Origin of the sequence: Gracilibacillus thailandensis, assembly GCF_010994055.1 — a bacterium.
GTDB lineage: Bacteria > Bacillota > Bacilli > Bacillales > Amphibacillaceae > Gracilibacillus > Gracilibacillus lacisalsi.
Map to the genome: position 1 here is coordinate 19601 of NZ_WJID01000025.1, position 19804 is coordinate 39404.

Here is a 19804-nt window from a genome sequence, read left to right on the forward strand (position 1 = left end):
TGAATACCATACTAAATATTATTTTATTTCTGACCATCATCATACATTCTGGTCTTTTCATATATCTCTCCACATAAACGATTAAGCTTTTCTTCTTCTCATGAAGAGGAAGAACACGCCACTTAAGAAGAGTAAAAACCCTGCTAATAAGTACTGATAGATCGTAGTGGCAGTTTCCGGTAGTTTTTGTCCGTCGTCCGTAACAGGCTGTTGTTCCATTGCTTCCTGTTCAAAAACAGTATAGGTACTGAAGTGATCGGTTTGTGCTGACACGTTTCCATCTTGCCATTTTCCGCCGATTGCTTCCCATTCCTCAAGTTCTGGATGCCAATAGAACAGTTGCACCTGATCTTTATCATTTACTTTGTCGCTATCAACAGAAAAAGTCAGTGTCACTTTTTCATCGAAGGTATCTAATCGTTTTTCGCCTTGTTTGATTTCAAAGTCATAGACCACACTCAATGCTTGATCAATGTCAGCTAAACGCTCTAACTGGATTGTTGCAGCCTCGGATCCATTAGTGAAATTGGAGGCAGCTAGTTGCAAGCTAACATTTTTTAATTGAATGATGATCACTATACGATGGTGCTTCAGCCATTTTATTTGCTCAGAAGTAAATGCTAGGTTAACAGAATCATTATGATCACGTAAATCTATCCATAATTCACCTTGATCAGCCAGTTGATGGAGCGAGTCTGTTTCGATCGTTGCTTCGCCATTGGTAACATCAGGTGTTAAAGTAAGACTGGCTTGTTTCTCTGAATCCTTTAAGTCCTCAGAATCTTTTGGATCTTCTGGCTCTTCAGGGTCTTTTGGACCTTCTGGATCTTTAGGATCAACAGGATTTTCCGTATCTTCAGGATCTGGTGTACCTGGATCAGAACGATCGATTGCTTTGATATCTGCAACGACACTATTATGGTTATAAGTGACAGTTACCTCGTAATCATCTGCAGTTACATTATCGAATTTACCTTCCACCTTGTCGGCAGTCATTAAAGTAATATTTGCTTGCTTGTCTATTTCATAATTAGAAAGATCCAAATTCAGATCGCCACCATCAAGGTATAACAGTCCAGCTACATTTAGTTGAGTTTCGTCATTATCCATTGCAATATCAAGGTTTCCAGCTTCCATTGTTAAGTTACCACTTACATTCAAAGCTTCATCTACATTAACTAACACTGTACCATCTTCCACATACAGATCGCCTTGACCAAAAGCAGTATCAGAAGTAGCTTCTAACGTTCCTCCTTGTAGCAATGTACCTCCTGAATAACTATTATTTCCTGTCAATGTAAGTGTTCCTGACCCTTGCTTGGTAAGCATACCACTGCCAGATATATCATTTCTCCACGAATCATGGGCATTAAATCTTCCTTTTGATGCATCCATATTCACTGTTACATTGCTTAAAAACGCACCATATCCATCAGATGCTGTTACCAAATCAAGTCTTCCCCAGCCATTTGATTCGTCTATTACAGGGTAGCCTGATTCAATTTCTGTGGTATACAATACTTCTCTACGTTGTTTATCGGTCAAATAGGGCTGACGAGTTTTCAATAAAACTTCAGCCCCTTTAGGTACTACAGGGTCTAAACCTTTTGTGCCTGTTTGAGGTAATCCGTATGTAAGTTTTTCCCGATAGAATGCTTTATTTGCTTCATGATCTTCCCACTTTTCTTCATCGTACGCACTTTCAAACGTATAATCCTCTGTTACTGTATGTGCATATTCATACAAGCTCATTTCTTTTGATGCAGCTAATTCACCGAATACTTCTCCAGCATTTTGATAAGCCTTATCCAATACCTCTTGGTTTTCTGAAAGATTGTATGCATAGGCAGTCATTGCTGTAGCTTGTATTCTTGCTCCTATAACATCAAGTGGAGAGTGCATGCCGGTCACTATTCTATTTTCACCCATTTGAGCTGCTCTTGTTAGAAATTCAGCATATCTCTCTGGTGTTGCATAGGCAAATCCGAATGTTGACAAATAAGCTGCACTTGTATGCCCGCTTGGAAAGGCTCCGTCTTTACCTCTCCCGTCTTCTGCTTTTCTCTTTACATATTCTAATGCAGGAATTACTTCCACATTCGTTTCATATTGCTGGTAATGTCTTTCTCCCGTTTCTTTCTTACCGCCTGAAGGTAATTCTTCTACTGTACTTTCACCACTGCCGATTGTGTCCCAAACAGGTAAGCCGTTCTCATCAACAACTTCTTTCACTTCTCCATTTGCATTCATTCTGTAAGGTCTTGGAGAAGAAAAAAAGTATTTAGAAGGATTAGACGAAGAAGGATTCCTAAATCTAATTAAATGAACTAAATCCATCGCACCTTCTAGTGCAGATCCCTCCCATTGCCCCATCCCTTGGGCTTGGTCTTCAACAGTCGCTTCTTCCAATACTTTATCCATGTCCTCTGCTGATCTGACAACACTTGTGATCGGGTTAACGATCTCAACGTAGGCATTAGCTAGGGGCCCGTAAGCATCCATCATACTGTATACCTTATCTCTTTGATCATCATAATAGGCTGCTAACGCCTCTTCTTTCGTTCTATTTTTAGTAACTTCTTCTACATATTTTATATTAGCTTCCCAAGTCTCTGGATCTCTGATTTCTTCGTTAGTATATGTCTTCTTATCTGCTACTACCTTTGTCTTATCATTTTTATATCCATCAAAATAAACGGTAGGCCCATCACCATATTTTGCAACTTCACCATTTGCACCTGGTATAGTTAACGCTGTACCGTCTCTCCAATCTGGTTGATTCATAGACCAGACTTGATCAAAACCATCTAAAATATTGATAAAAGGATTAGTTCCAGCTATATTCTTTAAAATAGGATCGTTAGCATTTCCGCCATTATCCACTGCTGGTAAAGGTCGCCCGACTTCAGGAGCATCTGTATTTATTTCTTCAGTAGTCCCTTGTGGCTTTGCAGGTTTTGATTGCTCCTCTTCAGAATATTGACTAGCCGCCTGAACAGGAGGCTCAAAAGATGCCATAGTTAGCACTGCAAGTAGTAGTAGTATCGATACTTTTTTCATGAATTTCATACCTATTTTCATTTCTCCTTTTCTGCTGCAGATTTTTAAATCACTTAACCCCACTACTTCCACTTTAAGGTCTGTATGTTAAATGAATGTAGGAAAAAAGTTAAAATTATGTAATTTTATGTAGAAGAGAAGAAACTCATTACGAAAATAAACGGGTTGGGGGAACCGTCCTTTTACAAATCTTTCGGGAAACTCTTTGAAACGCCAAAAGGGGTTATTACAACTACTATTATCATCAAAAATGGAAGAAAGCGAAGGAGAAAACAGGCGAGTTGTTTCAGAAATACATAAAAAGCCCTCTCTGCTCCATAAGAGCAAAGAGGGCAAACCCTTGATATATAAGGTTTATTAACGTTTTGAGAACTGAGGGAGGTAGTAAAATCAAGGCTTGCAGGCACTTTTGTATGCTACTTGTATGTTACGTGGAATTATCCACTGGTTTTATAAAACGGTTAAATGGATAACTAATTATTGGATTCTCTCATTTATCATACATAACATCATGCCCTGCTTCTTGTAAGCTGTTTTTTGTGCTTTGCTAAATTGCAAAATGGTGTTAATTCAATGGCGTTGAGAGTCCTTAATGGATTGTATATTTGCTAATTGGTACTTCCCTAAAATAGATTCTCTACATTTCCCTGAACCTCTCATCTAACCCTAGAGGGATAAAATACATATGCTTAACAAGCAGCTTAAATAGAAGTTTAAATTTATTTATATTTCTTTTTCAATTTAGAAACAATTTCTGGTAATTCTTTCGATAAGGCTATGTTGTGTTCGAGTAAGTTACTAGTCTTAGGATCCTCAATCGATGCAAAGTCGATACTATTTGCTAAATCATCAATATACGGAATCTCATCTGGTTTTGCAACAGAATATGCCTCAACTGCTTTTTCCAGTATGACATCATTAATACCCCACTCAGATGAAACTTGATAAATCTCATTGTGCAACTGTTTCTTTTTCCAGTTTTCAAAAGCCTCATCAAAGTTAATATTACTGGGCACATTTCCTGGTTCTAATTCCTCTGAAACAAATCGTTTTAATAATTCAGCTTGTTCATAATCACCCAGATTACTCAATTCTTCAATGTTTTGATAGATTAAACGCAATGTTTCTGCATCTACTGTCTGTACCCCTTCAGTAGATGTTGCTTTTTCCCCCATTAATTGAATAATATAATATGCATCAATGGTTTGAGAGCCTGCTAGTTTTGCTTTTCCAAGTGGTAAAATAGGTATATCGTCTTCAGGATTATCTTTATCGTCTCTTGTTAAGTTACGATATGCCCCGACATACTGCATCCACTCATGTTCCGTAACACCAAACGCTTCATCCACCCAGCTAAACTCATAATATTGCTGGATTTTATTTAATTGGCCATTTGCTTTTTTAAATACTTTCTCAAATGCCTTTTTAGCTTCTTCATTGGTTTCTAGTGCTTGCCAGTCAGTTGGATCGTTCAATATTTCCATTACTTCCTGGGAGTAATCAACGAATTCATCGACTGCTTCAGGATAGGGCTTGACAATCGCCTGACTGCTTTCTCCACCACTTCCATACAAAATCAGTGCTTCATTAACGGTTTCTTCGGTAATTCGTGGGTACTGGAAATTCACAATGGAACCAAATTCCTTTTCCTTCCCGTAAATCCGGTTCGTTCGTGAATAAGCTTGAATTAATCCTTGTAATGCCAATGCACGATCAACATATAACGTATTAATAAATTTAGAATCATACCCTGTGAGTAGCTGATCCGCAACAATCACAAGGTCAATATTTTTAGGGTTTCGCCCACTGCCACCACGAGTTGCTCTTTCCACAACATCGTCATAATAAGCATCTTCCCCTCGACGTTTATCACCGTAAGCATATTCAATCCCTGTAAATGATGCATAATCTTTAAACATTGCTTGAATGATTTCTGGGTCTGTTGGATTTGTATCGGCATCTGTTCCAAAACTAAAGGTCATAGCTACATTAATTTCGATATCGTCTCTTGCAGCTAACTGTTTTTGAAACTCTTCATAGTATTCTATTACACGATGTTTAAAAGCGACGGTTAAAATCGCATTGAATACCTTTTGTTGCGATTGCTCTTCCCAATTATTTAAGATTTCTTCAACTACTCTTGGGATGTGTGTTTCATCCTGATAAAAGAGCAATTTACTTTTCTTAGCTTCTTTTTCCACTTCTAAATCAGACATTTCCATGACTTGACGTTCGATTTTCCTTTTTGGTAAATCAGGTTGTTCTTCTAATTTATAATCCGTAATGTTTTCTCTTAGTGCGTCATAGCTTTCAAATTCTCCCGTATTGATATAATCGACGTGGAAACCTAAGACGTTTTTATCTGCAATGGCTTCATCGATTGTGTATTGATGTAATAATGGCCCAAACAGTTTTTCCGTTGTGTTAATCAGTTCACTTTTTTCATTGACCATACCTGAGATATTATTCTCATCGAATAGCGGGGTTCCTGTAAAACCATAAAACAACCCATTTTTGCGGAAATAGTCTCTAATTATGACCATCATCTCACCCATTGTTGTCCGGTGTGCTTCATCGATAATAAAGACAAACTTCTTATCAGCTAAGCTATCGTCTTTCCCGTCTTTTAAATCTTTGACGAGGTTATTTAATTTGAAAGTGGTTGTCACAACAATATTAGACATGGCAGATGTTAATAATTTACGCAGTTGATAAGTATGTGCCGTATCATCGACTTCTACCGATTCATATTCTGCGTAGGCTTTGAAATTATCACTTGTCCTACTATCTAATTCTTTACGGTCAACTAGGAATACGACTTTATCAAAACCTGCTCTTGTTGATAGAAATAATGCCGTTTTAAAACTGGTAATGGTTTTCCCTGACCCTGTCGTATGCCAAACAAATCCGCCATGTGGAAGTTTATCTTCATTATCCCAACCTAGTGCAGCTCCTTCAATCGCTTGAAGTGCATGAACTTGATAAGGACGCAGTAGCATGTGTTTCTGATTTTCTGCATCTTTTGCTTCCTCAATCACTAAGTAATCACCGACTATTTGATGTGCCATGGGAATCATTAAGAATTGTCCAATGACATCTTCCCAGTGATTAATCGGTTTATTATTTTTATTTGCCCAATGGAATACAAAACTAGGATTAAAAGCTTGAATCGACTTTGGTGTTGCAAAATAACGTGTTGCGACTTCAGATGTCATCACCATCATTTGTGAAAATGCCATAAAATTATTTACATACTCGCCATCTGCGTAATATCGTTTAAACTGATTAAACGCTTCTTCTAGCGATTTATCTGTGCGTTTTTGTTCAATATTAATCAGCGGTAAACCATTAATAAGCAAAACAAGATCAAAACGATTCCCATTTACAGATTCTACTTCACGTGCAACCTTATAACTTGAGTCTCCACCACGCACTTGTGCCTTTTTGAAAATCGTTAGCGTTATTTGTTCACGGGTGATATCTGGATGGCCATCTCGATAAATACCATCAATCTTTCCAGTGGACTGTTCCATTGCTAACAGCTTTGCAGCTTCATAGCTATTATCAATTTGTGAAACCTTTGCCATCACTTGAGCAAATTCATTATCTGTCAGTGGCACGCCTTCTAAGACATCCGCGTTCATACGATTGAGTTCTTCACGCCAATGTTGAACCAAATCTTGCACTGTCACCTTTTGTTTATTCCCATCTAAAAAGGTTGGTGCTTTCCATTTATACTTTTGTAGTTCTTTTACAAAGTTGTCTTGAAAAGTTTTCTCTGACACAGTTTTAGCATGATTACTCATTAGTGTACTCCTTCCTACACAAACATTTCTTCTAAATAAGCTTTTTTCATTTTTTGCAGCTTGTCTAATTTCTTTTCTTCTAACCGAATTTGGTTATCAAGATTTTTGAAGAACTCACCGATTTTTTGTTGTTCCTCCATAGAGGGAGTCATCACTTCAAAATTTGAAAATATAGAAATCCAATGACGTTCATGACTCTCCGGTGTGTAATCAATATTTTTAAGTATTAAATACGCAAAATAAGTAGAATACTTTCTAGAATTTGAACTTAAAATTTTCAACGCGGAACTTTTAACTTTGAAAAAGAAATCAACATGATGGGAACTTGTTGTAAAGTCATCAAATATTATTACCGAATTATTTACGTCGGCTTTTTTTATACCATGCTTTTCATTAGTATATCCAAGTAGGAAACTTTGCCCTGCTGTTAATACAGGTATATCATAACTATCATCATAAGAATCTTCGTCAACAATATAATCAGTCGGCTGTTCATAAGCCAATACACTATCTAAGATAGTTTCATTCCATTCCCCTTCAAATCCTCTAAATCTTCTTTTCGGGACGGTTTCGCCTTCTTGTGGGAACATTTCCGTTAAATAAGCAGCTTTTAAGGCTTTGACTTTAGCAATCTTCCGCTCTTGATTTGCAATACGTTCATCTAAAATCTTAAAAAACTCACCAATTTTTTGTTGTTCCTTAACACATGGGAAATATAATGTAACACTTATTAAATCTTCATTATATAGATGTACAACAGAACTTCCTTGCGCACGTTTCATCAATTCGCTCTGACATGATCCATTTGAAATATTTAAAGCTAAAAATACGGAGTCTAATTCTTTTGATGGTATAATTACATTTAAATCTCCACCAATAATAATATTAGGCTCCAGTATTACTGATGCTCTCGCTATATCCTCTTTTGTCTCACCAGACGATGGAACTATTACTTCTCTTCCTTTACTTAGCATAGAATTTTCTTGTTTTATAGTATAAGTATCTACTTTCTTTATTACAGTTTCATAATTTGTATATAACCTACCATATAAAATTAATTGATGTCCTATATCTGTTAAATCCTTTTTTGAGTAGCCTTTCCCTTTTGAAAAACTTGCTAGATTTTCTAATTTACTTTTATCCCAATCTTCTGTGAATCCCTGGTACCTTCTCTTCGGCACCAATTTTTTTTCTTCCATCACTCTGTCACCACCAATTCATCAAGCATGTCTTCAAATTGTGTTTCGAGTGATTGACTTTCTTTTTCAATTGTTTCTAGAGTATCTGCGTATCTTAATTCTAATTCTTTTAAGGTATCTAATTCGTTTTTAAGTGGGATTTCTATAAGTTGTGTCATATTGTTCGTCAAATCACCAAACCACTTTTGATAGATTAGTTGATCAATTTCTTCACTTGTTAAAACTTCAATCTTATCTTCTACTTGCTCATTTAATACTTTTTCTTTTGCTTTAATATCTTTAGTCAAAGCTGATTTCTTTTCAAGTAACTTTTTCACTTGATTCAACAGTTCATATTCACTTGATTCTATTGCAACATTTTTCATTTCTGCTTTAACTGCTGTAAGAGTGAAATCATCTTCTCTTGCATTTAAAACATCACCTAATGTCGCCTCTTCATCGCTTTCTTCTACTTTTGCCGCTTCGACCAGTTCGTTGATTTCATCGGTAATGGATGTTAAAGATTCTTCCTTCCCTTCCACTTCCGCTAGTTCCTCCGCATAAAGTTCTTTTAAAATAAGTTCATTCGGTACAATAGCGCCAATCCACCCATCTTGTTCTGTCCGTTTTGTTTTACCCGAACCTTTTATCACCATATTGGCTTCACGTGTTCTTCCAACGGTGTAAAAATCGCTGATAGCAATTTTCTCCGTATCTTCTGCAAGCATATCTTCCCATAACTCTGCAATAATCTGATAACCAGCATATGTGCTTACGTGTTTGAATTGTTTTAACAACTGTTTTATTTCCGTTAACATTTCATCTTTCAGTGCATCAATGTCATTAACATCGTGTACTGTTTTTAATTTCTCCCAGTACGTATTCATGTAAATGTGTAAAGCTTCTTTTAAGGCTTGCGTTTGTTTCTGCACTGTTTTATCAGCCAGAACATCTTCAGTCAAAGTATCTATGGACGCTGTTAATTCTACATAACCTGGACGTACTTCCTGGAGAGCATCATAAAGTACATCTTTTGTCATATCATGCAACACCGTTAATTGTTCAATTTGGTGTAGAGGTATACCGCCATATAAATGAGCATCGACATCTTGTGCAATTTCTTCATCTATAGCCTCAATATAACGCGGAATATTTAAATTATATTCGTTTTCTTTAATTTCTTTTTGTGATGCCTTGTGACTGTAGCCTTTTTCATTCGTACGTTCGATATAGGTATCAACGATTTTTGCTATATCTTTTTCTTGAAGCACATTTTGCTTTCCTTCTTTGACAAACGATTTTGAGGCATCAATCATCAAGACAGGTTCATTTAAGGCACGGTTTTTCTTTAAAATAATGACTGTGACAGGAATTCCTGTATTCGTGAATAGCTTATCAGGTAAACCAATCACCGCATCAATATGGTTTTTATCTAATAAACGTTTACGAATTTCACCTTCAGCACCACCACGGAATAACACCCCATGTGGAAGAACAATCGCCATTGTTCCCTGTTGACCTAAGTGAAATAACCCATGTAAAAGAAAAGCGTAGTCTCCTTTTGAATCTGGTGGTAATACACCAGCAATTTCAAAACGAGGATCCGTCACTTTTAATCCTTCTTGATTCCAGTTTTTCACAGAGTAAGGTGGATTCATGACTACTGCATCAAATTGAACACCTTCATTCGGACGTTCAGGATCCTCTGGCCAATCTTGTGCCAATGTATCGCCATTATTTACCGTCATTTTCTCAGGACGAACCCCATGCAATAATAAGTTCATGCGTGTTAAATTGTAAGTTGCTGTGTTTTTCTCTTGTCCATAATAGTGAAGGCTTTTTCTTCCTTCTTCATTTAAATGTTTTCCTACCGTTAATAACAAAGAACCCGAACCAACGGCAGGGTCATAGATGGACTCAACCGGCGTTGTCTTAGCAACAATTTGTGCCATTACTTCACTCACTTGGCGAGGGGTATAGAATTCACCAGCTTTTTTACCTGACTCCATCGCAAATTGACCAATTAAATATTCATATGCATCTCCAAGTACATCTCCTTTTTGAAGTGCAACCATATTTAAATCAGCAAATAATTCAATTAAGTGACGAATGTTCTTACTACGGGCATTTAAATTACTTCCTAGTGCAGAATCCGTTAAATCAATTGTTGAGCTTGAAAACAGGCCTTTGAAATCATCAATATCTCCAGTTGTTGCAACTGTTCTTTCAAAGCTTTGTAAGCTCTCTGTTACTTTTTCGAGTTCAAATGTACCTTCACGAATATCCTTTAACCATGTTTGATATAAGTGTTGCGGCAGAACGTAATAGCCAAGCACATTTTGAATCATTTTTATTAAACTATCGCCATAACTTTCATAAGCTTCTTCATAGGCTTGGACAACCTCTGCTTCCGTTCCTTTCGCACCACTCGTATTTACAAATGTCTCCAGTGTTTTATCGCTTAGGAATTTGTAGAACATTAACCCAAGCATGTAATCTTTATATCGGCCTGCATCCATGGAACCTCTCAGATTATTAGCACCATCCCATAGCCTTCTTTTTATCTCATCTGATGTAATCATCAAAATTCCTCCTTATGTATGTTTTCTCTTCGTTAAAATTTGTATTAATTTCATTTTAAACACTCTGTTGGCTTTATGCATTACTCCGCTATGGATTCATACCCTCTCTCATTCCTGAATGTTGTTTTACCAACTAATCTATTAGACTCATTTTCGGGATAAATGCTTCATCCCGACTGACTCCCCTTCCATAAACACGAAGTTGGCAATTTTTCTTTTTCACTACACTTATATATGGATATTCGCCATTCCATCCATCCCCAATACATTTTAAAGATTCTTCTTCATTTAAAATAACTAGTTCTCCACCAATATTATTAGCATTTTTAGAAATTAAAGCAACATGTGACCTCTTGGAATCCTTCATATACCCCCTTATTTTATCAATCTCAGCATTTGTAAAAGTATAAGACCATGTTAATGATTTGTTTTCTCTCTTTGATGATGGTCCCGATGAGTATTTGGAGTATATGATAAATTCCTCGTTATTTTGTGATACTTTGTAACTTCTTCTAGTTTCGTGCGTTTCCCATAAGATTAAGTTATACCCGTTATTTACTAATACCGAAGTTAGCGCACCATGATGATAATCTGTTTCTTTAATTTGAGCCAATTCATACTCCCCCTTTTTAAATTAAACAGTAAAAGATTTCTGTTTAAGCACCTTCCTGAAATAAATTTTGTAAATAAAAGTTATTCTTCTCTAGTTCAATACCTTGAAGAAATTCATTTTCCGTAATCTCACAAACCGACTGAATACAGTTATTTTTCGTCCCTGGCATGGAGTAAATCACCTTGATTACTTCATAGATTTGTGTTCCTTTTGGAAATTCCAAATGTCTTGCAACACTTACTTCATTTTTCTTACCTACATGTCCATATCGAATCACGGCCTTCCAATACATTTGCCTCACAATAAACTCCCCTTTCGTTTATTCATCTTCTGTGGTGAACAATTCTTTAATCCCCATTTCATTGTAAGTGGTTAATTTTAATTTTTTTAATTCATTTTGCAGACGTTCTATTTCTTCTTCCATATTATTTTTAGTATGATTATATTGATCCATGATTTCTTTCTGTTTTTCTATCGATAATTTAGGAATACTTAATGTCTGAATATCTTTTCTACTTAATGTTGGTATAGATGTTCCTGACATCCTGTTCATTAGCAGATATTTTCCTAATGGACTTTCTAAATAAGCTTTCAAATATTCTGGATGTAATTGATCATTACAACGTATCCCAATAAAGTTTTGAGATAATAGTAATCCTTCTACCTCCTCTGATACAATTGCTGCTTTTAGCACCGTTCCACGAATTGATAGAATGACATCATTCTTTTTTAACTTGTACATTTCAACACGTGCATTGTTATCAATATCGTAATTTTTCACTTGGTCCAATAGCAATTTGCCATCTTGAACATCAGCTAATTGGACGATTTTATATTTCCCATTTCTAGTTTCCTTGTTTTTCGTACCTACGTTATATCCCCTGAAGAAATGTGCAGCCTCCTCAAGTTTAAACATTTCAATATCTTGCATTTTATTTATATCAAATGCAACTGTTCCAAAGTGTTCAATTTCCATTTCATTCGGTAAAATATATCTTTTAGTATTCAAATTGCTTTCGAATAAATCCTCTCTATTAACAAATGTACTAAAACCATCAACCTCAATACCCTCATTAATAGTAGTCGATATTTTTTCGATTGCTTCACCAGAAATGTATCGAGCAAATCTATTTTTTTCAGTGTATAGTTTCTCAGCTTGTACAAATAAAATTTTATTCTTTCTTGATTCGGCTTTATTTTTATTAAATAATACTAAACAAACTGGTATAGCTGTATTTTGATAAAGATTTGCAGGTAAGGATACGACTGCTTCTATAACATCTGATAAAATCATGTTCTCCCTTATTTCTCCTTCTATACCACCTCTAAATAATGTGCCGTGTGTTGCGACGACAACTGCCTTAGCATTTTGATTCATAGACGCAAGTGCATGTGAAATGAATGCAAAATCTGCATTTGACTTTGCCGGAACTCCATAATAAAAGCGATTGTATGGATCGTTTGTTACGATATCATGGTTTTGTAATTTTAAAGAGAACGGAGCGTTCATATAAACATAATCAAACTTTTTAAGATTTGTATTATCTAAAAACGCTGGATTTTGTAAAACATCACCTTTTTTTAAATAACTTTCTTCAATACCTTCTACAAAAAACCTGATTTTAGTAATCGCCCACACATTTCCCTTGATTTCTTGACCATAAAAGTCTAATTTACTTTTAGTTGTTTGGCGAGCAGCTTCAAGCAAGCCACTGCCCATTCCCATCGTTCCATCATAAATGGTTCCTTCATTAGGTTTTAAAATAGAAATGGCTAGTTGATTAATAGATCTCGGAGTATAATGTTCTGCACCTTTTCTTCCTTCAATTAGGGTCATTCTTTTTATCATTTCATCTAGTTCCTCAATTAAATTATCTATAGAATTCATTGAGCTCAAAGTATAAAACAATCTTGTTATTTGTGTTGATTCTACCTTCTCAAGATATGTTAATTCTTTAAAAACACCTTCAAAGTAAGGAATTCCTTCTTCAATCTTATTCAAGGTCTCATTAAATTTTTTCTTAGCATTTTCTTCCGCCCTTAAAACCTCCTGAATATCTATTAATTTTTCATGTCGTGGATCATTGCTGAGATGTAAAAAGAGTCCCCCTACTAAAATTAACTCCATATATTCGGAGTAATCTGCTTCTCCTCTCATTACATCAGCTATTTCCCATAAACTTTCTTTTTGTTTCATTGCATATGCACCTCTTTTTTAGTTAGTTTTTAATTACTAAGTTATTGATTTGAATTAATCATACTCATTTTATATTTAATTGTCAATAGATATTCCAATATTTTTAAGTTAGTTTTTAATTACTAAGTTTTATTCTAGGTGTGATACATGCAAATGGAATTAAAATATGTGAGGGGAAATTTTTGATTGAAGATCAATGTTTCGAGATAAAAAATGTTTTTTGTTATAGAGGCTTTTGATGTATAACACTTGTTCAACCAATTTTCACGCCGCAAAACATCCATCCTAACATAGAAAGGGGGTACCAATCTCTTCTTCTGTAAGTCGTTATGTTTATTTCTAACAGAAAATAAGGTATACTATACATAGAAGCACATAAAATAATAAAAGACCGTCCATGCTCTAACATGAACGGTCTCGTGTGTAAAAGCCCTTCAAGGGGGCAGCTCACATATTTAGGTCAGAAAAGTAACCAACCAAAATGCGGCTAGGCATTCATCGGGTGGTTACTTTTTTTGTTCTGACAGTATAGCTACAACTAAGGTTGCGAACGTGATCATCAGGATCAATGCTTCGAATACTGTCATCGTATCACCCCCTTTCTCAAAAAAGGGGTGAGCTACCACCCATGAAAGCCCTATTACACTAATAGCAAGTATATCAAACTATGAAGATTTTCACATCATATCCATGTCTACTGTTTGTAGTTTTTTCTTCTCATTTTTGCCTTTCAACCAATCATTAATATCAAGTCTTTCACTTTCAAGCAAATGACCATAAACAGCATCATCAAGCATCATTTGTTGTTCGTCAGTAAGATTTCCTTCCTTACTAGCCTGATGATGAGGATTTAAAAATTCGCCATCACCAACATCTAGCCGCTCCATATTAATAACTTCCATCTTTGAATTCTTGCTCTTAGGAAAAACAATGCTATACCGTGTTTTATAGTATCTATTATCATCCTGATATCTTTCCTCCAGCTTCTCCATAAATGCATTACCTTTTGCAAAATCCATCATCGAATCAGAGTCTAATTCTGGTGCCTCCGTTGATTCAATAAATATTTGTGGCTGCTCAATATCCAAATCATATCGCTTTAACCATGCTTTGCATTTTACAATATGGTCAAATTCCTCCGTCCAAGCTTCACCTGTTGAATTATCAACTCCGACAACGACATCACCATCCACATAATAATATAACCCCTTTGTATGCTCTTCTTCCTTATGATCAATTACATAATCCATCGCCGCTTTATTAACTTCTGTCAGTTCTGATAGATTGTTCCTGTCGTGAACAGCTTGTAAGAACACATCTTTTCCATTTTCCATGCTTTTCTCCTGTTCTTTCATCAATTCAGGTTCCATGGTTTCCATAAACTCAACAGCTGCTCCCCTAACTTCTTCGAGTAACTGCGCTTTATCCTTCAATTCCTTGCCCTGTGTCCAGTGGGCAAGATAGCCCAAAGAATAATCACTTGTATCAATATCAAAGTACGAGGCTACTGCATAAGCTGTCATTTCTGCTTGGAATTCTTTTTCTTCTGAAGTTAGATTGAAATGCTTATCGGGTGTACCATGCAACTTGGCATGGGCCAATTCATGGATTAATGTTTTCACGTTTTGCAATTCGCCATTGCGTGGATTTAAACCAATATGATTTTTCCTGCCATCTATTCCTTGGTAAAATGCACCTTTAGCAGCACCTAGTTCCTCCATAGGCTCGACAATCGTCACATCCAGTTTATCTCCCACTTTTTGCAGTGCCTCAAACATATTTTGATAGTTTGCAATGCCCCCCTCCAGCCATCTATTCGGAAAAATATCTGGAAGATCACTAGCTTTTGCATCAGTTTGCGAAACATCGAAAACGCTGCCCTTTCCAAAATACAACCCACTTCCCTTTTTCTCTAATTCCCCTTTGTTGATTAATTCTTTTTCCTGCTCTGTCGCCTTTTTGATACTTTTCCATCTGCCGCTTTCATCTTTAAATTTCGGCTGCGTCTTATTTGGCACTAAAATTTGAATGGCTTTTTCTCCTTTTTGCACTTGAAAGCCTTTTTCCTGCCAAAACTTATAACTTCCTACTGCTTGCGCTCCCTTAAATTGACTCTGAATTAAGGCTGTATTTCGTAATGAATATTGATAAAACTGCATCATGAAAGCTAGATGTTCGGCCATTTGTTCAGGTGTTTCAAAATAGGATTCAATGGACTGATTCATCGTTTCTGTTAATTGCTTCACTTCTTCCTGTTTTTGTTCGAATGTTTTTCTTTTCATGAAATATCATCCTCCCATAAAATAAAAGGAACTCCCATCAGGAAGTCCCTTAGATATATCAGCAATTTATTCTCCCAGCCTATTAATCTTTCATATACAAAATAAAAAAAGACCGCTACATCAGCGATCAACATCATTTTTTACATGTACTTTTCACGAAACGGCTTCCCCTTAGTCATATCTCAAGCTTGTTCACCACCCAAGATGACTGCTTCCTCCTTCACATCCAATGGAATTAACGCTTCTTCATCTGCTTGATTTATCACTACTATAACATCCTTGGTGACGGCATCTACTTCAACTTCTATTTCCCCTGCATCGACAATAAAAACAATAGTGGCTTCTTTAATTTCCTTTACGTACCCTAAATCAACCATCTTATATGCCCCATTTACATACATATCCATCACGATCATCCTTTCGGGAATTCAAATGTCATTTTTTGCTCGGTTTGATCATAGCGTAAATACGCATCAAACTTTTTTCCTTTTTTACTTGTAAATCCTTTGATTAAATTGGTTTTTTCACCGTTCAATAACTTTTTAATGTTTGTCTGACTTATGGGTTTGCCAAGGAATTTCTTCGGTAACGTAAATGTACACCCTTCCCGATAACGGCTGCATCCATAAAATTTCCCTTTATCTTGAATTTTTCCATCTTCATGATTACAACAAGAACAATCACCAATAAAAGATTTTTCATTCACCTGTTGTAATGCCTGTTCCATGTTACCAATTTTCCTAGGTGCTTCTTGCATTAAAGACTCAATCATTTGTTTGATTTTATCGAGAAACACTTCTTGCGATCCTTTATTTTCCCCAATTTTATTTAGATACGTTTCCCATTTCGCTGTCATCTCCGGACTAGCAAGTAACGTTCCTTCTACGGCCTGACAAAGTATTTTCCCTTTGTCTAATACAGTTACTTGATTCTTTCTAATCTCAATATACAATTGGTGTTTTAAAGTTTCTATGATACTTGCTCTCGTTGCCTCTGTTCCAATACCTTCACTTTCTTTTAATGTATGCTGCAATGCTTCATCATCTACTTCTTTCCCAGCATGTTTCATGACATTAATAAGTTGCCCCTCGGTATAATACTTGGGTGGTTTTGTCTGTCCTTCCGCTATTTCCACATTTACTTGACAGGCTTGACCTTTTTCCATTGCTGACAATACCGTTTCTTTTTTCTTAGTCTGTTGTTGATTTTTAAATAATAATTTCCAGCCTAATTGTTTCTCAACCTTTCCAGTCGCTTCAAAGTTAATCCCTTTCACATCAACCTCTACCTTCGTTTCCTCATATTCATAATCTGGAGCAAACATAGCCAAGGTAGTTGCAACCACTTCTTGATAAATATTCTTTTCTTTCTCGTTTAAGGCACCAAAATTTGGCGTTTGTTTCGTTGGAACAATGGCATAGTGTTCTTCTTATCAATACCTATATATTAAAAAGTATGAATTAGTCAATGTTATTTCATTGTATCCATGTATTCAATGAATAAATGTAGACCCCCCCGTTTCTGCTTATTTAGGGCGATTGTAATTTCATCATATTACAATCGACTGTTTATGGAATTATGAGTATTACTTGGCAAACAAGTTACGTCCACAAATTATTTCATCAGTTGAAGCCAAAGTTGCCTCATAGATCATTTTGTTACGCTTATTCATCAAGGACTTCCCCAATAACATCGGTTGAATACTCTAATTGTAACCCAAGGCTTCACTAATCGCTAAATCACTATCGTATCACCAGAGTGTAAAATTGGAAGTCTCCTAGCGCCACTAATTTAGATGACCTAAATTATAGGGATTTACCATGCCATTCATAACCTGTTTACTTTATGATAATATCTTCATTAAGCATCTGAAACACAGGAGGAATAATATGGATATACAACACATGGTCTATTTTGTTGAAGTTGTAAAACAAGGAAGTATGACTAAAGCATCGGAAAAACTATTTATCGCCCAACCTACTATCAGTAAAACGATTAAAAACTTAGAGGATGAATTGCAATTAATTTTATTTGATCGAAGCAAAAAAAGTTTAAAACTAACAGATGCAGGTAAAATCTTTTTTGAACAATGTAATGAAATTGTAAATTTATACAAAGACTTACCAGTTGTGATGGATAATTTACTTGGGGTTAAAACTGGACATCTCAAAATTGGTCTTTCTCCAATTATGAATGTTAAGAAACTCATAAAAATTTTAGCCGATTTTCATAATTGCTATCCCAATATCACTTATGAGCTTATCGAAAATGGTGGAAAAACAATAGAGCAAAGTATTCAAATTGATGAACTCGATGTTGGAATTACTGCTTTACCTGTTGATGATCGTCTTTTTCAATCCTTTCCATTTTACGAAGAAGAATTAAAACTTGTTGTAAATAAAAATCACCCTTTAGCAGATAAAGAAAAAGTGTCTTTAATACAACTAGAAAATGAAGGCTTTATATTATTTAACGAAAATTTTTATCTGAACGACATAATAACTGACTCTTGTAAACGCGCGGGCTTTATACCTCATATTGTTTCGAAAATTTCTCAGTGGAATTCTATTGAACAAATGATTATTGCACAAATTGGTATTGGTATCCTTCCTAAAAGTATTATTGAAATGCTAAGTGACGATGTTCGAAGCGTTAGTATCGAGTCGCCATCTATTGTATGGCAACTTGGTGTGATATGGAAAAACAATAAATACATGAATTTTGTCACTAAAGAATGGCTTCACTTTATGCAAAAACAGCTGGATTCAAAATAGAAGATATCGCTTACATAGATAAACGTAATATCTATTATGACAAACCACTATTTTTGTAATAACATGTTCCGTCTTATAATGAGTATGTAAACAAAACGAGGGAGGAAGAATTAAGGATTTTTTAGAAGCAAAAGACAATAAGGAATGAAGCCGAATGTTATTTAAGTTTTTTAGAATTCTGTCACAGATTTCCATAATATTTTTAATCACCGCGTTAGGTAATAAGATACAAAGTGTGTTACACATACCAATTGCCGGAAGTATTGTAGGGTTAGCGACTTTCTTTTTATTACTTCAATTCAAAGTGATACCTGAAAGATGGGTTCAAGAAGGGGCTAATATATTATTAGGTACAATGGCTCTCTTTTTCATTCCCTCTATAGTTGGAGGTATGAACATCATTGAACAAATCAACCTTAATTACTTAATATTTATCGCTTTAATCATATTAGGTACATGTATTGTTGCGTTAGCATCTGGTTATTTGGCCGAAAAAATGGTGCAAAAATGGACACCTAACGAAAAGCATGATTCACCATGATTTTAACGGGCTTTATGATGGTTATTTTAACAATATGTATGTATGTCATTGCACGCTATATCCAGAACAAATTCAACTATTCCATACTGAACCCGGCACTGATTGCATCACTGGCAATCATCTTCATTTTAATTATATGCGGCCTTGATTATAAAGATTATATGATTGGCGGCCAATGGATTTCCAAATTTTTAGACTGTACCGTTGTATGTCTAGCTTACCCATTATATAAATATCGACATATGATAATGCGTAATCTTAAAGTCATAATGACCAGTGTGGTATTTGGTATTTTACTTAATTTTATCATTATCTATTTCGTTATGAATTTATTTGGATTTTCAAAACAAATGATTGTTACATTGCTGCCGCGTTCCATTACGACAGCAGTTGGAATTCAAGTATCCCACCAAATGGGAGGATTAGAAACACTTAGCATTATCTTTATTATAGCAACCGGATTAATAGGGAGCATATTAGGTTCTTCTTTAATAAAGATAGGTAACTTCCAAAGCTCAATTGCCAAAGGATTAACTTATGGTAATGCATCCCACGCCTTTGGTACCGCAAAAGCACTTGAACTGGATTTAGAGTCTGGTGCTTTTAGTTCAATTGGTATGATACTCACTGCCGTTTTAAGCTCAATATTTTTGCCTTTTATCATCACATTATTCTATTAATTCCTTGTTGAAGTAATTTTAAATAACGGTAGTGCACGTTAATCCCTTGATGCATAATTGAATACGCAAATTGGCACACTAAATCAAGAAA

Annotated in this window: 14 protein-coding genes; 3 read left to right on the forward strand and 11 right to left on the reverse strand. The window is 35.5% G+C overall.

Annotated features, from left to right (window positions below; genetic code table 11):
• Positions 1 to 81: 81 nt before the first annotated feature.
• The 11 genes from GH715_RS21775 to GH715_RS09515 form a co-directional block, all read right to left on the reverse strand.
• Positions 82 to 3060: a phosphatase PAP2 family protein gene (locus GH715_RS21775; RefSeq protein ID WP_163578572.1), complete on the reverse strand. Its 2979-nt coding sequence runs from the start codon at positions 3058 to 3060 to the stop codon at positions 82 to 84.
• 719 nt (positions 3061 to 3779) lie between these two features.
• Entirely contained in the window at positions 3780 to 6866 is a 3087-nt protein-coding gene (locus GH715_RS09475) for a type I restriction endonuclease subunit R (RefSeq protein ID WP_153835197.1), read from the reverse strand.
• 14 nt (positions 6867 to 6880) lie between these two features.
• The gene (locus tag GH715_RS09480; protein ID WP_228760283.1) at positions 6881 to 8065 is read right to left on the reverse strand and encodes a restriction endonuclease subunit S; all 1185 of its coding nucleotides are present in this window, start codon (positions 8063 to 8065) and stop codon (positions 6881 to 6883) included.
• The gene (locus tag GH715_RS09485) at positions 8065 to 10626 is read right to left on the reverse strand and encodes a type I restriction-modification system subunit M (protein WP_153835199.1); all 2562 of its coding nucleotides are present in this window, start codon (positions 10624 to 10626) and stop codon (positions 8065 to 8067) included. Before GH715_RS09485 ends, GH715_RS09480 begins: the two co-directional genes overlap by 1 nt.
• A gap of 133 nt (positions 10627 to 10759) precedes the next feature.
• Positions 10760 to 11239: a hypothetical protein gene (locus tag GH715_RS09490; protein WP_153835200.1), complete on the reverse strand. Its 480-nt coding sequence runs from the start codon at positions 11237 to 11239 to the stop codon at positions 10760 to 10762.
• 43 nt (positions 11240 to 11282) lie between these two features.
• The gene (locus tag GH715_RS09495) at positions 11283 to 11531 is read right to left on the reverse strand and encodes a hypothetical protein (protein ID WP_031266540.1); all 249 of its coding nucleotides are present in this window, start codon (positions 11529 to 11531) and stop codon (positions 11283 to 11285) included.
• A gap of 27 nt (positions 11532 to 11558) precedes the next feature.
• Positions 11559 to 13436: an N-6 DNA methylase gene (locus GH715_RS09500; protein WP_153835201.1), complete on the reverse strand. Its 1878-nt coding sequence runs from the start codon at positions 13434 to 13436 to the stop codon at positions 11559 to 11561.
• A gap of 506 nt (positions 13437 to 13942) precedes the next feature.
• Positions 13943 to 14023 carry a putative holin-like toxin gene (locus tag GH715_RS21935; RefSeq protein ID WP_369405161.1) on the reverse strand — a complete coding sequence of 27 codons (81 nt, stop codon included), beginning with the start codon at positions 14021 to 14023 and terminating at the stop codon, positions 13943 to 13945.
• Positions 14024 to 14113: 90 nt separating this feature from the next.
• Positions 14114 to 15718 (reverse strand): LPD25 domain-containing protein, encoded by a 1605-nt coding sequence (locus tag GH715_RS09505; protein ID WP_153835202.1) that lies wholly within the window; start codon positions 15716 to 15718, stop codon positions 14114 to 14116.
• Between the two features lie 182 nt (positions 15719 to 15900).
• Positions 15901 to 16125 carry a hypothetical protein gene (locus GH715_RS09510; protein WP_008592743.1) on the reverse strand — a complete coding sequence of 75 codons (225 nt, stop codon included), beginning with the start codon at positions 16123 to 16125 and terminating at the stop codon, positions 15901 to 15903.
• Positions 16126 to 16130: 5 nt separating this feature from the next.
• Positions 16131 to 17132: a type IA DNA topoisomerase gene (locus tag GH715_RS09515; protein ID WP_163578577.1), complete on the reverse strand. Its 1002-nt coding sequence runs from the start codon at positions 17130 to 17132 to the stop codon at positions 16131 to 16133.
• A 475-nt stretch (positions 17133 to 17607) separates the two neighbouring features.
• Between GH715_RS09515 and cidR the strand changes: the two genes are divergently transcribed.
• The 3 genes from cidR (at position 17608) to GH715_RS09530 (ending at position 19713) form a co-directional block, all read left to right on the forward strand.
• Positions 17608 to 18492 (forward strand): cidABC operon transcriptional activator CidR, encoded by an 885-nt coding sequence (cidR, locus tag GH715_RS09520; protein ID WP_010529476.1) that lies wholly within the window; start codon positions 17608 to 17610, stop codon positions 18490 to 18492.
• A 154-nt stretch (positions 18493 to 18646) separates the two neighbouring features.
• On the forward strand, positions 18647 to 19033 hold the full coding sequence (locus tag GH715_RS09525) for a CidA/LrgA family protein (RefSeq protein WP_026867301.1): 387 nt from the start codon (positions 18647 to 18649) through the stop codon (positions 19031 to 19033).
• On the forward strand, positions 19030 to 19713 hold the full coding sequence (locus tag GH715_RS09530) for an LrgB family protein (protein ID WP_008592735.1): 684 nt from the start codon (positions 19030 to 19032) through the stop codon (positions 19711 to 19713). The genes GH715_RS09525 and GH715_RS09530 overlap by 4 nt, the downstream gene beginning before the upstream one ends.
• Positions 19714 to 19804: the final 91 nt, after the last annotated feature.

Excerpts from the sequence above, each read along its gene's own strand:
- cidR (WP_010529476.1), top strand. The coding sequence starts at position 17,608 with ATGGATATACAACACATGGTCTATTTTGTTGAAGTTGTAAAACAAGGA.
- GH715_RS21935 (WP_369405161.1), bottom strand. The coding sequence starts at position 14,023 with ATGACAGTATTCGAAGCATTGATCCTGATGATCACGTTCGCAACCTTA.
- GH715_RS21775 (WP_163578572.1), bottom strand. The coding sequence starts at position 3,060 with ATGAAAAAAGTATCGATACTACTACTACTTGCAGTGCTAACTATGGCA.
- GH715_RS09480 (WP_228760283.1), bottom strand. The coding sequence starts at position 8,065 with ATGGAAGAAAAAAAATTGGTGCCGAAGAGAAGGTACCAGGGATTCACA.
- GH715_RS09530 (WP_008592735.1), top strand. The coding sequence starts at position 19,030 with ATGATTTTAACGGGCTTTATGATGGTTATTTTAACAATATGTATGTAT.
- GH715_RS09485 (WP_153835199.1), bottom strand. The coding sequence starts at position 10,626 with ATGATTACATCAGATGAGATAAAAAGAAGGCTATGGGATGGTGCTAAT.
- GH715_RS09525 (WP_026867301.1), top strand. The coding sequence starts at position 18,647 with ATGTTATTTAAGTTTTTTAGAATTCTGTCACAGATTTCCATAATATTT.
- GH715_RS09505 (WP_153835202.1), bottom strand. The coding sequence starts at position 15,718 with ATGAAAAGAAAAACATTCGAACAAAAACAGGAAGAAGTGAAGCAATTA.
- GH715_RS09495 (WP_031266540.1), bottom strand. The coding sequence starts at position 11,531 with ATGTATTGGAAGGCCGTGATTCGATATGGACATGTAGGTAAGAAAAAT.
- GH715_RS09500 (WP_153835201.1), bottom strand. The coding sequence starts at position 13,436 with ATGAAACAAAAAGAAAGTTTATGGGAAATAGCTGATGTAATGAGAGGA.
- GH715_RS09510 (WP_008592743.1), bottom strand. The coding sequence starts at position 16,125 with ATGGATATGTATGTAAATGGGGCATATAAGATGGTTGATTTAGGGTAC.
- GH715_RS09475 (WP_153835197.1), bottom strand. The coding sequence starts at position 6,866 with ATGAGTAATCATGCTAAAACTGTGTCAGAGAAAACTTTTCAAGACAAC.